This is a genomic window from Pseudomonas kielensis (assembly GCF_014236655.1).
Classification (GTDB): Bacteria; Pseudomonadota; Gammaproteobacteria; order Pseudomonadales; family Pseudomonadaceae; genus Aquipseudomonas; species Aquipseudomonas kielensis.
The window spans coordinates 139,638-153,025 of the sequence record NZ_JACMYG010000011.1 but is presented as its reverse complement, the minus strand read 5'-3'; the positions used below and the strand labels follow the sequence as shown (position 1 = coordinate 153,025).

At 62.6% G+C, this 13,388-nt stretch carries 15 protein-coding genes; 7 read left to right on the top strand and 8 right to left on the bottom strand.

The genetic code is table 11. From position 1 onward, the window contains the following. Positions 1 to 248: 248 nt before the first annotated feature. The 5 genes from H7995_RS13650 to H7995_RS13630 all read right to left on the bottom strand — a co-directional run bounded on the left by H7995_RS13650 (position 249) and on the right by H7995_RS13630 (position 4,037). Positions 249 to 1,586 carry a sensor histidine kinase gene (locus H7995_RS13650; RefSeq protein WP_166590525.1) on the bottom strand — a complete coding sequence of 446 codons (1,338 nt, stop codon included), beginning with the start codon at positions 1,584 to 1,586 and terminating at the stop codon, positions 249 to 251. A 68-nt stretch (positions 1,587 to 1,654) separates the two neighbouring features. Continuing rightward, complete coding sequence (locus H7995_RS13645) at positions 1,655 to 2,098, bottom strand: LTXXQ domain protein (protein WP_166590524.1); 444 nt, start codon at positions 2,096 to 2,098, stop codon at positions 1,655 to 1,657. 141 nt (positions 2,099 to 2,239) lie between these two features. Further along, the gene (locus tag H7995_RS13640) at positions 2,240 to 2,917 is read right to left on the bottom strand and encodes a response regulator transcription factor (RefSeq protein WP_166590523.1); all 678 of its coding nucleotides are present in this window, start codon (positions 2,915 to 2,917) and stop codon (positions 2,240 to 2,242) included. A gap of 222 nt (positions 2,918 to 3,139) precedes the next feature. Continuing rightward, complete coding sequence (locus tag H7995_RS13635; protein ID WP_159994346.1) at positions 3,140 to 3,439, bottom strand: YciI family protein; 300 nt, start codon at positions 3,437 to 3,439, stop codon at positions 3,140 to 3,142. Position 3,440: 1 nt separating this feature from the next. Further along, a complete protein-coding gene (locus H7995_RS13630; protein WP_095170019.1) occupies positions 3,441 to 4,037 on the bottom strand; it encodes a septation protein A in 597 nt (198 codons plus the stop codon). An 86-nt stretch (positions 4,038 to 4,123) separates the two neighbouring features. Between H7995_RS13630 and H7995_RS13625 the strand changes: the two genes are divergently transcribed. From H7995_RS13625 to arfB, 7 genes are all read left to right on the top strand, one after another. Beyond that, a complete protein-coding gene (locus H7995_RS13625) occupies positions 4,124 to 4,987 on the top strand; it encodes a PHP domain-containing protein (protein ID WP_166590522.1) in 864 nt (287 codons plus the stop codon). Between the two features lie 13 nt (positions 4,988 to 5,000). Next, a complete protein-coding gene (locus H7995_RS13620; RefSeq protein ID WP_166590521.1) occupies positions 5,001 to 5,630 on the top strand; it encodes an L-threonylcarbamoyladenylate synthase in 630 nt (209 codons plus the stop codon). Between the two features lie 60 nt (positions 5,631 to 5,690). Further along, on the top strand, positions 5,691 to 6,449 hold the full coding sequence (locus H7995_RS13615; RefSeq protein ID WP_174244613.1) for a segregation and condensation protein A: 759 nt from the start codon (positions 5,691 to 5,693) through the stop codon (positions 6,447 to 6,449). Positions 6,450 to 6,461: 12 nt separating this feature from the next. Further along, positions 6,462 to 7,421: an SMC-Scp complex subunit ScpB gene (gene scpB, locus H7995_RS13610; RefSeq protein WP_185818483.1), complete on the top strand. Its 960-nt coding sequence runs from the start codon at positions 6,462 to 6,464 to the stop codon at positions 7,419 to 7,421. Positions 7,422 to 7,589: 168 nt separating this feature from the next. Continuing rightward, positions 7,590 to 8,825, top strand: coding sequence for a 23S rRNA pseudouridine(2605) synthase RluB (gene rluB / locus H7995_RS13605; RefSeq protein ID WP_182343854.1), 1,236 nt, complete (start codon positions 7,590 to 7,592; stop codon positions 8,823 to 8,825). Between the two features lie 765 nt (positions 8,826 to 9,590). Next, positions 9,591 to 11,009 carry an amino acid permease gene (locus H7995_RS13600; protein WP_166590518.1) on the top strand — a complete coding sequence of 473 codons (1,419 nt, stop codon included), beginning with the start codon at positions 9,591 to 9,593 and terminating at the stop codon, positions 11,007 to 11,009. A 203-nt stretch (positions 11,010 to 11,212) separates the two neighbouring features. Beyond that, positions 11,213 to 11,626 (top strand): alternative ribosome rescue aminoacyl-tRNA hydrolase ArfB, encoded by a 414-nt coding sequence (gene arfB / locus H7995_RS13595; protein ID WP_095170013.1) that lies wholly within the window; start codon positions 11,213 to 11,215, stop codon positions 11,624 to 11,626. Here arfB and H7995_RS13590 read toward each other — a convergent pair. From H7995_RS13590 to H7995_RS28640, 3 genes are all read right to left on the bottom strand, one after another. Continuing rightward, positions 11,623 to 12,813, bottom strand: coding sequence for an MFS transporter (locus H7995_RS13590; RefSeq protein WP_185818482.1), 1,191 nt, complete (start codon positions 12,811 to 12,813; stop codon positions 11,623 to 11,625). The genes arfB and H7995_RS13590 overlap by 4 nt on opposite strands. 100 nt (positions 12,814 to 12,913) lie before the next feature. After that, positions 12,914 to 13,096 (bottom strand): hypothetical protein, encoded by a 183-nt coding sequence (locus H7995_RS13585; protein WP_185818481.1) that lies wholly within the window; start codon positions 13,094 to 13,096, stop codon positions 12,914 to 12,916. A gap of 73 nt (positions 13,097 to 13,169) precedes the next feature. Continuing rightward, the gene (locus tag H7995_RS28640) at positions 13,170 to 13,301 is read right to left on the bottom strand and encodes a hypothetical protein (protein WP_256585517.1); all 132 of its coding nucleotides are present in this window, start codon (positions 13,299 to 13,301) and stop codon (positions 13,170 to 13,172) included. Between the last annotated feature and the right edge of the window lie 87 nt (positions 13,302 to 13,388).

Genomic DNA, 13,388 nt, shown 5'->3' with positions numbered 1-13,388 from the left:
GTAAGAGCGTTTTGCTTACTTTTGCGCTTCTCAAAAGTGAGCCGCCGTCAGGCGGAACCATAGGAGGCCGTTACCGAAGAAATGGATATGTACTCGGTCTAATCCAACACCCCAGAGGCCCAGAGGTCACGACCCAAGCAGGTTCTCTCTCCACAGGTGCAACGTCGCACCACAGTTGTGTAGATACCTATGACCATCGCTGGCGAGCCAAAAGCGGGCGTCAGCTCCCCAAAAAGGCGGAGCCGGGCTCAGGTGCTGGCTCCCGGCTCCAGTGGCAACTCCAGGCTGGCGATGAATCCACCTTCCGGGTGATTGGCCAGGGTCAGGCTGCCGCCGTGGCGTTCGGCGGCGCGGCGGGCGATGGCTAGGCCCAGGCCATGGCCGGGGGCGGTCTGGCCGGGGGCACGGTAAAAGGGTTCACCCAACTGCGCCAGATGCTCGGCGTCGACCCCGGGGCCGTGGTCGCGCACGCTGAGCACAATACGTTCACCCTGGTGCCGGGCCAGGACTTCGATCGGCCGTCCGCTCGGGTTGAAGCGCTGGGCGTTACGCAACAGGTTGTCCAGGGCACGCTCAATCATGGTCGGCCAGCCCTTGAGCTGCAGGTTCGGTTCGGCTTCGACCCTGATCTGCTGGTCCGGCGAGGCGAGTTGGGCATCGCGCTGCGCGCTGCCCAGCAGCAGGTTGAGGTCCACCGCCTCGGCACTGGCGTTATCGGCATCGACCCGCGCCAATACCAGGATTTCACTGATCAAGGCCTCCAAGCGGTCGCATTCGCGGGTCAGGCGGGGCCAGAGTTTTTCCCGTTCTTCGGGGCCTGCCCGCTCGGCCAGGGCCAGGGCGATGCGCAAGCGTGCCAGGGGTGAGCGCAGTTCGTGGGACACGTCACGCAGCAATTGCCGCTGGCTGCCGATCAGGCTCTGCAGACGTGCGCCCATGCGGTTGAAGTCATTGGCCAGCACCCCGAACTCGTCGCGTCGGTTGGCCAGGCGCGCCAGGCTGTTCTGTTGGTACGTGGTCTGGCCCAGGTCATGCACCGCGCCGCGCAAGCGGCTCAGGGGGCGGGTGATGGACAGCGTCACCAGCAGGCTGAACAGGGTCAGCACCACCAGCGCAATACCCAACGCGCTCAGGGGCCAAAGCAGGCTTTCGCGGTGCCAGCTGTCGAGCTCCGGGTGGGGGATGCGGTAGATCAGCAGGTAGGTTTCACCGGTTTTTGGGCTGGTGTACTCGGCGGTCAAGCGCCGCCAGGGCAGGTGCCGGTCGTTACTGTCGTTCTGTCGGGCCTCGAACGCCGCCGCGCGACGCGGGAAGGTTCCGCGCACCACCGGGTCCCCGCTTTCGTTGAGCACCTGAACGTCGATGTGATAGCGCCGTTTACGTTTTTCCAGCAGCGTTTGCGCGGCGTCCTCACCGTTTTCCTCGTACAGCTGGGTCCACTGCTGCGCCAGAGTATTGAGGCCCGGATGCCGACTGAGAATCCAGGCGTCCTGGTTCAGCATGTGCCCAAGCAGTATCGACAGCCCTGCAACCAGGGCGATGGCCAACCAGAAACTGGCGAGAATGCGCCAGAACAATGAACGCACGGGAAACCCTCAAACAAGGAAAGCCCAATGGCGGGGACCATTGGGCTGGGGGGAGGAGCGCTAGAGCATTATTGCGCTTTTTGCGGTTGTTGCGCTTTCCATGCCTTGAACTCGGCCCATTCAGCCTTGCGTTCGGCCTGTTTTTTCTGGATGGCGTCGAACTTCTGCTGCTGGTCAGGCTTGAGCAGCGCACGGACCTCGGCTTCGGCTTTCTGGTGACGGGCGGCCATTTCGTCTTTCATGGCTTTCTGGTCGGCTGGCGACAGCTTTTCCAGGTACTTATCGACGAGCTGCTTACGCTCGTGCATCTGCTCGCCCATGATCTTGCGGATCTGCTCGCGTTGTTCGCGGCTCAGGTCCAGCTGGCTGTAAGGGCCCTTGCCGTGATCGTGCATCTGAGCGCCATGGCGTGGGCCGTCCATCGGGCCCATCGGCCCCTGGCCTTCTGGCATGGCCATGGCAACGGTGGGCAGGGCGGCAGCGAACAGCAGAGCGATAAGAGTCTTGCGCATGGTGTATCTCCTTGTCTCGTTCCCGGTGTGTTCCGGATGAGTGCAGATTACGCAGATCAAGGTCAGCGGCGGTCAGCGAAGCGTAAAGCTTGGGTAAAGACGGTCGCACGCGCTCCTGACATTGGCGCCGGCCGTGTGCACTCAGAGGCTGTAGTAGTAACCCCGGCTGCGCAGGGCCACGATGCGCGGGCGGCCATCGGGGTGGGGGCCGATCTTCTTGCGCAGGTTGCTGACGTGCATGTCCAGGCTGCGGTCGTAGAGGGTCAGCTTGCGGCCCAAGGCGATCTGCGCCAGTTCCTGCTTGTCCAGCGGCTCGCCAGGCTGCTTGAGCAGGGCTTCGAGCAGGCGGCTTTCGGAGACGGTCAAGGTGTATTCCTGCTGGTCAATGTTGACCACGCCCCGCGCGGGGCTGAAGCACAGGTCGCCGAGTTCCACCTGGCTGGATACGGCCGCCGGGTGACTGCGGCGCAGTACGGCGCGCAGGCGGGCGGTCAGTTCCCGGGGATCGCAGGGCTTGGCCAGGTAGTCGTCCGCCCCCAGCTCCAGGCCGAGGATCCGGTCCAGCGGTTCGCCGCGGGCCGACAGCATCAGCACCGGCAGTTCGGGATGGTCGCTGCGCAGTTGCTTGAGCAGCTCCAGGCCACTGCCGTCGGGCAGCATCACGTCCAGCACCACGGCCGCCGGCGCGGACTCGGCCAGGGCGCGGCGGGCGCTCAGGCCGTCGTGGCAGGCGCGCACTACAAAGCCTTCCTGGCTCAGCCAGCTACCGAGAAGCTCACACAGCTCCTGGTCATCATCAATCAGTAACAGCTCGCTCATGACTTACTCAATTTAGCCATTGTCGATGTGGGGGGTGTCCATCCCTGGCAACGATATCGCAATGCAGGGCCGGGCGCGCGACTGGCATGCCACGACGAACCCGTGCGGCTGAGTGGTCAGCGCGGCAGGGGCGGGTGAAAAACCTGAGACGGGTGGGTTGAAGCAACGATCGCGAGCACTATGGAGTGCGCGATGAACACAAGGTTCACCGCGCCGCCAGGCTTAAGGCAGGACTTGCTTGAACGGCTTGACCAGGACGTTGGCGTAGACACCGGCGTCGATGTACGGGTCGGCATCGGCCCAGGCCTGGGCAGCTTCGAGGGAGGCGAATTCGGCGACGATCAGGCTGCCGGTGAAACCTGCGGCGCCCGGGTCATTGCTGTCCACTGCCGGGTGCGGACCGGCCAGGACCACGCGGCCTTCGGCCTTGAGCTGTTGCAGGCGCTCAAGGTGCGCAGGGCGGGCGGCCAGGCGAGCTTCCAGGGAGTTGGCGACGTCTGTGGCAATAATTGCGTAAAGCATGTCAGTCCTCGGTTTTTGGCGTAGTGGGATCGGCGTCGTGCAGGTGGCGGGACAGGTAGATACCCTGGGCCACCAGGAACAGCAGGGTCATGCCCAGGCTGCCGAAGACCTTGAAGTCGACCCAGATGCTCTGGAAGGTAAACGCGACGAACAGGTTAGCGGCCCCGCAAAACAGGAAGAAGCCAATCCAGGCGATGTTCAGGCGGGTCCATACCGCATCCGGCAGGGTCAGCGCGTGACCCATGATGCGCTTGATCAGCAGTTGCTCGCCGATGAAGTGACTGCCGATAAACCCCAGGGCGAACAGCCAGTTGACCACCGGCGCCTTCCACTTGAGGAAGGTTTCGCTGTGGAAGGCCAGGGTCAGGCTACCGAACACCAGGCAGGCGACGAGGGTCAGCCATTGGCTTTTTTCCAGTTTGCGCTGGGTGATGAACAAGGTGCCATAGACCACCAGGGAGCTGACGATGAGCATCGCGGTGGCGCTATAAATACCGCCTACAGTCAATGGATAGCCGGCGATGTCGACGACCCGGGGGTCGATTTTGAAGACGATGAAAAACAGCAGGAGCGGGATGAAGTCGATGAATTGTTTCACAGTGGCAGCCAGAAGCAGGATGTGGCGGCATAATAACAAACATATTGGGTCGCGATAGCGCCAGCTGATTTGAGGTTACACATCCTGTGAATGTTGATTTGCACTGCCATAGCACGGCCTCCGATGGCGCCCTGGCGCCTGCGGTACTGGTGGCGCGGGCGTTTGAGAAAGGCGTGCGAGTCCTGGCCCTGACCGACCACGACACCCTCGAAGGTCTCGATGAGGCCCGCGTCGCCGCGCAGGCCCTGGGCATGCAGTTGGTCAACGGTGTCGAGTTGTCCTGCACCTGGGGGGGCGCCACCATTCACGTGCTGGGCTACGGCTTCGACGTCAACGCCCCGGCGCTGGTCGAGGCGATCGCCCGGTTGCATGACGGGCGCTGGCTGCGCTCGGAAGAAATCAGCCGCAAGCTGGAGCTCAAGGGCATGCCCGGGGCGCTGGAAGGCGCGCGGGCGATCCAGCAGGAACTCGGCGACAGCGGCAACGCCCCGGCCCGCCCGCACTTCGCCGACTATCTGGTGCGCGCCGGCTACGTCAAGGACCGCGCCGAAGCGTTCCGCAAATGGCTGGGCGCCGGCAAGCTGGGGGACGTCAAACAGCACTGGCCGACCCTCGAGGAAACCGTCGCCACCCTACGCGCCGCCGGTGCCTGGGTCAGCCTGGCCCATCCGTGGCACTACGATTTCACTCGCAGCAAACGCCGGCGCCTGATTGGCGACTATATTCAAGCAGGTGGTCACGCTATCGAAGTGGTCAACGGGCATCAACCGGCCGAGCAGGTCGGCAGCCTGGCCATTCTGGCGCGTGAGTTCGGTCTGCTGGTCAGTGCCGGCAGTGATTTCCATGGCCCCGGAGGTTGGTCCGAGATCGGCGAGTACCGCCCGCTTCCGGAGGATCTGCCACCGCTTTGGTGTCGATTCAAACATGACCCAATTATTGCCGCCGTCTGAACAGGTAGAAAATGTGAGTCAATTTTTCCAGATTCATCCGGAAAACCCACAAGCGCGCCTGATTAAACAGGCTGTCGAAATCATCCGCGCCGGCGGGGTGGTGATCTATCCCACCGACTCGTCCTACGCCATTGGTTGCCAGATCGGTGACAAGAATGCCGTAGAGCGCGTGCGACGCTTGCGGCAGTTGGACGAAAAGCACAACTTTGCGCTGATTTGCAGCGACCTGTCGCAATTGGGGGTGTTCGCCAAGATCGACACCGGCACCTTCCGCATCCTCAAGGCCCACCTGCCGGGCCCGTACACCTTCATTCTCAACGCCACCCGCGAGGTGCCGCGCCTGCTGCTGCACCCGAAAAAACGCACCATCGGCCTGCGGGTGCCGAGTCATCCGATCGCCCTGGCCCTGCTCGAACAACTGGGCGAGCCGCTGATGAGCGTGACCCTGATCATGCCCGGTGACACCGATCCCTTGAGCGATCCCTACGAAATGCGCCAGTTGCTCGAACATCAGGTCGACCTGATCATCGACGGCGGTTTTGGCGGCATCAAGGCCTCCACGGTGATCAACCTGGCCGACGGCGAGCCAGAAGTGATCCGCGTCGGCTGCGGCGACCCGGCCCCGTTCATGGCCGAGGCCTGAGTGTCGGTGGTGGAAACCGTCGACAGCCAGGCGGGCGCGCAGCAGGAACTGCCGTTTGCCATGGTCTACGGCCAGGCGGTCATGGAAATGCCGCAGGACCTGTACATTCCCCCGGACGCCCTCGAGGTTTTTCTCGAGGCCTTCGAAGGTCCGCTCGACCTGTTGCTGTACCTGATCCGCAAACAGAACATCAACATCCTCGACATTCCGGTGGCGGAAATTACCCGGCAGTACATGGGGTACGTCGAGTTGATGCAGTCGGTGCGCCTGGAGTTGGCCGCCGAGTACCTGGTGATGGCGGCGATGCTGGCCGAGATCAAGTCGCGCATGCTGCTCCCGCGTTCGGCAGAGATCGAAGCGGAAGAAGACGATCCGCGCGCCGAACTGATCCGTCGCCTGCAGGAATACGAACGCTTCAAGGCCGCGGCCGAAGGCATCGATGGCCTGAGTCGGGTCGGCCGTGACGTGGTGGTGCCCAAGCTGGACGCCCCCGAGGCGCGGGCGCGCAAGCTGTTGCCGGAAGTCCGGCTCAGCGAGTTGCTGCTGTCCATGGCCGAGGTTTTGCGCCGTGGCGACATGTTTGAAAGCCATCAGGTCAGCCGCGAGGCATTGTCGACCCGCGAGCGCATGAGTGATGTGCTGGAGCGGCTCAAGGGTGGCGGTTTTGTGCCCTTTGTCGAGCTGTTCACCGCAGAAGAAGGACGCCTGGGTGTGGTCGTGACCTTTATGGCGATCCTCGAACTGGTCAAGGAATCCCTGGTCGAGCTGGTGCAGAATGAGCCCTTTGCGGCTATCCATGTGCGGGCGCGAGCCGAATAACGAGCAAAATCCATGAATCTGAGTGAACCCCGCGAGCTGGCGCCACTGCTTGAAGCCTTTCTGTTGGCCTCGGGAAAACCGCAATCGATGGAGCGCCTGTTCGAGCTCTTCGAGGAGGGCGAGCGTCCGGAGCCGCCGGTCTTCAAGAAAGCCCTGGCGATCCTGGAAAAATCCTGCGAGGGCCGGGCCTTTGAGTTGAAGGAAGTCGCCTCGGGCTACCGCCTGCAAATTCGCGAAAAGTTCTCGCCCTGGGTCGGACGCCTGTGGGAAGAACGCCCGCAGCGCTACTCGCGGGCCATGCTGGAGACCATGGCGCTGATTGCCTATCGCCAGCCGATCACCCGTGGCGAGATCGAGGACGTGCGGGGTGTGGCGGTCAACAGCAACATCGTCAAGACCCTGCTGGAGCGCGAGTGGATCAGGATCGTCGGCTACCGCGAAGTCCCGGGGCGACCGGCGATGTTCGCCACCACCAAGGCCTTCCTCGACCACTTCAACCTGCAGAACCTAGACGATCTGCCGCCGCTGGCCGAGCTGCGCGAGCTGGAGCCTGAGCCGATGCTCGAGTTCGACGACGCCCCGGTTCCGCCCAGCCTGCAAGCGCTGGCCGACGCCAGTGCCGAGCCGGAAGAGCCGAAGGACGAAACCAGCTTCCATAGCCTGTTGCTGGAGCTGGACTCGATGGAGGAGGGGATCAAGACCGACTTCGACGACCTGCTGCGCGATGGCGAGCCCGGCGAGCAACCGGAGACGGACGAGGCAGCGCCTGAAGTCGAGGTCGAGGCTCAAGCCGAGCCAGAACCAGAACCAGAACCAGAACCCGACATTTTGGGGGTCGCCCAGGCCCGGGAAAAACTCCTGGCCGCGGTCGCCGCCCTGGAGCCGCCGCCACCCCAGTTGAGCGACGAAGAAGCCGAGGCCCTGGCGCTGGCCCAGGCCATCGAGGCCGAGCGCCGCCAGTTCGACGACTGACACCGATCGGCGGAAAAAACCGATAGTCGACCGTTTATCAGCTAGTCTCTGATGCGCGAGCCGCGCCATGAGCGTATGATTCGCGACCCTTTGGCGATCCCTTCGCCAAACGACCCGCTTTTACGACTTCAGGCCACGCCTGAACAGACCACACCGGGAGGTGCCCAGATGAGTATCAACGACCAGAAAGACGACCAGGAAATCGGCCCAGCAGGCGAAAAACTGCAGAAAGTCCTCGCCCGTATCGGCGTCGGCTCGCGCCGTGACGTAGAAGCCTGGATCAGCCACGGCCGAATCAAGGTCAATGGCAAAGACGCCACGCTCGGTCAGCGTGTCGACATGCACGACGCCATCACCATCGATGGCAAGGTGATCAAGCGTGAAGAAGCGGCCGAATCGGTCCGCCGCGTGATCATGTACAACAAACCCGACGGCGAAATCTGCACCCGTGTCGATCCGGAAGGCCGTCCGACCGTGTTCGACAAGATGCCGCGTCCCAAAGAAGGGCGCTGGATCAACATCGGCCGCCTGGACATCAACACCACTGGCCTGCTGATGTTCACCACCGACGGTGAGCTGGCCAACCGCCTGATGCACCCTTCCTACGAAATGGACCGTGAGTACGCGGTACGTGTGCGTGGCGAAGTCGACGACGAGATGATCGAGCGCCTGAAGGCGGGCGTGGTCCTCGAAGACGGCCCGGCCAAGTTCACCGACATCAAGCAGGCGCCCGGTGGTGAAGGTTTCAACCATTGGTATCACTGCGTGGTGATGGAAGGTCGCAACCGCGAAGTGCGTCGCCTGTGGGAATCCCAGGGCCTGGTGGTCAGCCGTCTGAAGCGCGTGCGTTTCGGTCCGGTGTTCCTCAACTCCGACCTGCCGATGGGCCGCTGGCGCGAAATGAGCCAGTACGAAGTCGACATTCTGAGTGCTGAGGTTGGCCTGACGCCGGTCGCGATGCCGCAGATGAATGCCAAGAGCAAAGACAAGCTTGACCGCATGCAGCGTAAATCGTCGCGCCCAATGGGCAAGACCGAGCGTGTACGCACCTTGCGTCCAGCCGCCGGTGCCCCGGCTACCACGCCGCGTCCAGCACGTGAGCCGCATATCGAAGGCGAGCGTCCGAGCCGCAAGCCGGCAGCCCGTCAGGACGGCGAGCGCGGTCCGCGTTCGCCACGTCCGGCCAACGGTCGCACTGAGCGCGGCGAAGGCCGTGGCGCTCCGGCAGGTCGTGGTACGCCAGTGGCAGACCGTCCGGCCGACACCAACCGCCCGGCCAAGCCTGCGCCGAAAAAGCGTCCAGGCATCGTCCTGGTCGACCGTGACGCGCCATCGGGCAAGCGTCGCGGCGCACCGGCCGGTTCCGGTCAGCGTCCTGGCTTTGGCCGTCGCAAGCCGGAGTGAGTTTGAAGCAGCGCTGAGCTTCAAGCGCTAAGCCGCACGTGAAAACGCCAACCTTCGGGTTGGCGTTTTTTTTGCCCGCTTGAAACTGCTGTGCTGTGGGGGGAGGGTCCCGGCTGGAAAATCGGCGTTACGGCATGTAACGAAAACCTGACGAAAACCCCAGATTACCCTTGTGGAATCGTCGCGCCCGCAATGCTGTAAGGAAAATGTTCCGAAAACGCTCGCCACAACTGTCTTCCAAGGCTCTGGCCCGCTTGTTTCGCGGGTCATTGCGCGGTGTCATGCGCCCCATGCCTGTCGTGCAGGTGCATAACAAGAAGGAGGCGCAATGTACGCCGTGAGTCATCTTCATCTCTCTTCGAGGGGCGATTTTTCCGTCACCCCCGCCACGGACCCGCAAAGGTCTGAACCTATTTTTGCAGCCGCCCGCGATCTTCGAGGCGGACACAGGCAATCCCGGCCAACGACACGCTGAACCAGCGAGGTCTGGCAGCAGGGGGTTAGCGGTGTACAATGCGCCGCGTTTTACCTGTGACCCTCTGCGTAACCACGCGATTCTCAAGGCTACCCGCCTTGTTCACTCCGCCGCGTCACGAGCGTGTCGGGTTCGATTTCGTCACAGATAAAAACAAACAGGTGACGCATGACCGTTGTAAATACGCTGAACTCCTGGTGCTTGCGCTGGGGTTTGATCGGCGCTGCCGGATCCTGATCCGGACGGCAACGTCTTAACGAACATCATCAAACCTTGCGTGAGACCCTTTCATGAGTGGACAAACCTCGCATTCAGGCGAGCTGAAACGCGGCCTGAAAAATCGCCATATTCAACTGATCGCCCTCGGTGGCGCGATTGGTACCGGATTGTTCCTGGGCTCTGCCGGCGTACTGAAGTCGGCCGGTCCGTCGATGATCCTCGGCTACGCCATCTGCGGCTTCATTGCCTTCATGATCATGCGCCAACTGGGCGAGATGATCGTCGAAGAGCCGGTAGCCGGTTCCTTCAGTCACTTCGCGCACAAATACTGGGGCGGGTTCGCTGGCTTCCTGTCGGGTTGGAACTGCTGGATCCTGTACATCCTGGTGGGCATGTCGGAACTGACCGCAGTCGGTAAATACGTGCACTACTGGTGGCCGGAGATCCCGACCTGGGCCTCGGCGGCGGTATTCTTCCTGATGATCAACGCGATCAACCTGGCCAACGTCAAAGTCTTTGGCGAGGCCGAGTTCTGGTTTGCGATCATCAAGGTGGTGGCGATTGTCGGCATGATTGCCCTGGGCAGCTACCTGCTGGTCAGCGGCAACGGCGGCCCGCAAGCCTCGGTGAGCAACCTGTGGGAACACGGTGGTTTCTTCCCCAACGGCGTCAGCGGCCTGGTGATGGCGATGGCGATCATCATGTTCTCCTTTGGCGGCCTGGAAATGCTCGGTTTCACCGCCGCAGAAGCCGACCAGCCAAAAACCGTGATCCCCAAGGCCATCAACCAGGTGATCTACCGGATCCTGATTTTCTACATCGGCGCCCTGGTGATCCTGTTGTCGTTGACCCCATGGGACAGTCTGCTGAGCACCCTGAACGCTTCGGGCGACTCCTACAGCGGTAGCCCGTTCGTCCAGGTGTTCTCGATGCTGGGCAGCAACACCGCCGCGCACATCCTCAACTTCGTGGTCCTGACCGCGGCCTTGTCGGTGTACAACAGCGGTACCTACTGCAACAGCCGCATGCTGCTGGGCATGGCCGAGCAGGGTGATGCGCCCAAAGGCCTGGCCAAGATCGACAAGCGCGGCGTGCCGGTACGCTCGATCCTCGCGTCGGCCGCAGTGACCCTGGTGGCGGTGCTGCTCAACTACCTGATCCCGCAACACGCGCTGGAACTGCTGATGTCGTTGGTGGTTGCCACGCTGGTGATCAACTGGGCGATGATCAGCTTCTCGCACTTCAAATTCCGCCAGCACATGAACCGCACCCGCCAGACGCCGCTGTTCAAGGCCTTGTGGTACCCCTACGGGAACTACGTTTGCCTGGCGTTCGTGGTGTTTATCCTTGGCATCATGTTGATGATCCCGGGCATTCAGATCTCGGTGTTTGCGATTCCGGTGTGGATCCTGTTCATGTGGGTCTGCTATGGCATCAAGAACAAGCGCAGTGCGCAACAGGCTTTGAATGGGGTGCCTGCTGTTAAGTGAGTAGGTCGTGCTGTTGCAGCGAACCCGGCCCTGTGCCGGGTTTGTTGTTTCTGGGGGGTAGATCCGTTGCTGCGGTTGAGGCTGGTATGGGGTCCGCCGTCAGGCCGCAATCGTCAGCGGCCGCTACCGCAGAAACGGATATGCCCCCAATCAAGCGCGCACAATCGCGTATCCTGACCCCCCCCGATTACGGACCGCTTTCCATGCTGGTGATTTCCAACAACGTGCATCTGCCGGATGCCGAGATCGAGTTGACGGCCATTCGGGCGCAAGGCGCCGGTGGGCAGAACGTCAACAAGGTCTCCAGTGCCGTGCACCTGCGTTTCGACATTCCGGCCTCGTCCTTGCCCGAGTTCTACAAGGAGCGCCTGCTCGCGCTGCGCGACAGCCGGATCACCAGCGATGGCGTGATCATCATCAAGGCCCAGCAATACCGCACCCAGGAACAGAATCGGGCGGATGCCCTGGAGCGATTGACCGAGTTGATCCTGGCCGCCACCAAGGTCGAAAAGAAGCGCCGCCCGACCAAGCCGACCCTGGGCTCGAAAAAGCGCCGGTTGGAGTCCAAGACCAAGCGGGGTTCGATCAAGGCCGGGCGTGGCAAGGTGGATTTCTAGCGGTTTTCCCGCAGCCTCGGCGCCTGGCGGTAGAGGTAGACGCTCAGTGCCAGGCCGCTGAGGGCCGCGAGGGCGGCGAACAGGAAGATCGAGGCGAAGCCGAAGCCTGCGGCGATTGCGCCGGCCAAGGGGCCGGTAATGCCCAGGGACAAGTCGATGAACAGCGAGTAGGCGCCGACGGCCGCGCCACGGCTGGAGGCGGGCACCAGGTTGACCGCTTCCACGCCCAGGGCGGGGAACACCAGCGAAAAACCGAACCCGCTCAACGCCGCCCCGGCCAATGCCCAGTTCGCGTCCGGAGCCAGCCACAACAGCAGCAGGCCAAGGGTTTCCACCGACAGGCAGGCAATCGCCACCCGAAAACCGCCCAGGCGGTTGATCAGGTTGCCGAACAGCAGGCGCGCGCCAATGAAGCTGGCGCCGAACAGGCTCAGGCACAGCACGGCGTTATCCCAATGCTGGGTGGCGTAGTACAGGGTAATGAAGGTGGCGATGGTGCCAAATCCGATGGACCCCAGCGCCAGCCCGCAACCGTGGGGCAGCACCCGTCCCAGCACATGCAGGAAGGGCAGGCGTTCGCCGGCGACGATCGGCGCAGCGGTTTTTGGCCAGGCCAGCAGCAGGCCGACCAGCGCCAGTAAAATGATGCTGACGCCCATGCTCCATAGCCCGAACTGGCGCACCAGCAGGACGCCCAGCGGGGCACTCACCGCCAGCGCGCCGTAGCTGGCGATGCCGTTCCAGGAAATCACCTTGGCAGTGTTCGACGCGCCGACTCGACCGATGCCCCAGCCGATCGAGCCCGACCCCACCAGGCTTTCCGCGCTGCCCAGGACCAGGCGACCGATCAACAGGCTGATCAGGCTCACCATCGGCAGGCTCTGGGTCCACGCCGAGAGCAGCATAAACACCCCGCTCAGGCCACAGCCGGCCAAGCCATACATCACCGCCAGCTTGCTGCCCTTGTTGTCGATGATGCGTCCGGCATAGGGGCGGCTGAGCAGCGTGGCGAGGTATTGCACGCTGATCACCAGGCCCGCGATGACCGCGCCAAATCCCAGGTCGCTGTGCACATAGCCGGGCAAGACGGCCAGGGGGATGCCGATGTTCAGGTAGCCGATGAAGGTAAACAGGACGATGGAAACGACTTGCAGCGTGACCGCCATGGGGCGCTGGGGATCTGGCATGGGGAGAGTCCACGGGACAGCAGGATAGATAGGCTGCTTATGTTACCGGTGGTTGGCGGCGCGAAGGGGAGAATTTGCCGGGTTGGGCGGCTGAGTGCGATCAGGCCTGGCTGGGTGCGACCAGTTGGGTGGTGACCAGGGCGGCGAGGGCGTTTTCCTGGCTGCCGAAACGGTCCAGGAGCAGGGCTTGTTTCTCGGGTGTCAGGCGGTTCCAGACGTCGATCATCTGTTGCGCGGCATCGATCAGCACGCTGGCCTGGGATTCGTCGAAGGTATCGGTCATGGCGGGGGCTCGGGTTTCAGGCTGTGTGGAAAGCGCATCAGTCAGCGCTTTCCACACGGTCTGGGTAGTGCGCTTAGTCTTCGCTGTCGGCCTTGCGGCTACCAGTGGCTTCTTTCGGCTCGGGCTGTTGGGCACCGGCTTGTTGCGGGGTTGTCTGCTCAGTTTCGTGCAGGCTTGGGAAGGGGAGATTCGGAATCTCGTGCATGTTGCTTGCTCCTCGCAAAGTCTGTTTGTAAATCGCTGTGTAGAACCACGCTTTCAAAAAGCCTTGGCAGGATACAGCAGGAGAAAT

Bases quoted from the DNA above. Each gene is read 5' to 3' on its own strand.
- H7995_RS13640 (WP_166590523.1), bottom strand. From the start codon at position 2,917: ATGAGCGAGCTGTTACTGATTGATGATGACCAGGAGCTGTGTGAGCTT.
- H7995_RS13600 (WP_166590518.1), top strand. From the start codon at position 9,591: ATGAGTGGACAAACCTCGCATTCAGGCGAGCTGAAACGCGGCCTGAAA.
- H7995_RS13635 (WP_159994346.1), bottom strand. From the start codon at position 3,439: ATGCTTTACGCAATTATTGCCACAGACGTCGCCAACTCCCTGGAAGCT.
- H7995_RS13615 (WP_174244613.1), top strand. From the start codon at position 5,691: ATGGTCTACGGCCAGGCGGTCATGGAAATGCCGCAGGACCTGTACATT.
- rluB (WP_182343854.1), top strand. From the start codon at position 7,590: ATGAGTATCAACGACCAGAAAGACGACCAGGAAATCGGCCCAGCAGGC.
- scpB (WP_185818483.1), top strand. From the start codon at position 6,462: ATGAATCTGAGTGAACCCCGCGAGCTGGCGCCACTGCTTGAAGCCTTT.
- H7995_RS13645 (WP_166590524.1), bottom strand. From the start codon at position 2,098: ATGCGCAAGACTCTTATCGCTCTGCTGTTCGCTGCCGCCCTGCCCACC.
- H7995_RS13585 (WP_185818481.1), bottom strand. From the start codon at position 13,096: ATGACCGATACCTTCGACGAATCCCAGGCCAGCGTGCTGATCGATGCC.
- H7995_RS28640 (WP_256585517.1), bottom strand. From the start codon at position 13,301: ATGCACGAGATTCCGAATCTCCCCTTCCCAAGCCTGCACGAAACTGAG.
- H7995_RS13590 (WP_185818482.1), bottom strand. From the start codon at position 12,813: ATGCCAGATCCCCAGCGCCCCATGGCGGTCACGCTGCAAGTCGTTTCC.
- arfB (WP_095170013.1), top strand. From the start codon at position 11,213: ATGCTGGTGATTTCCAACAACGTGCATCTGCCGGATGCCGAGATCGAG.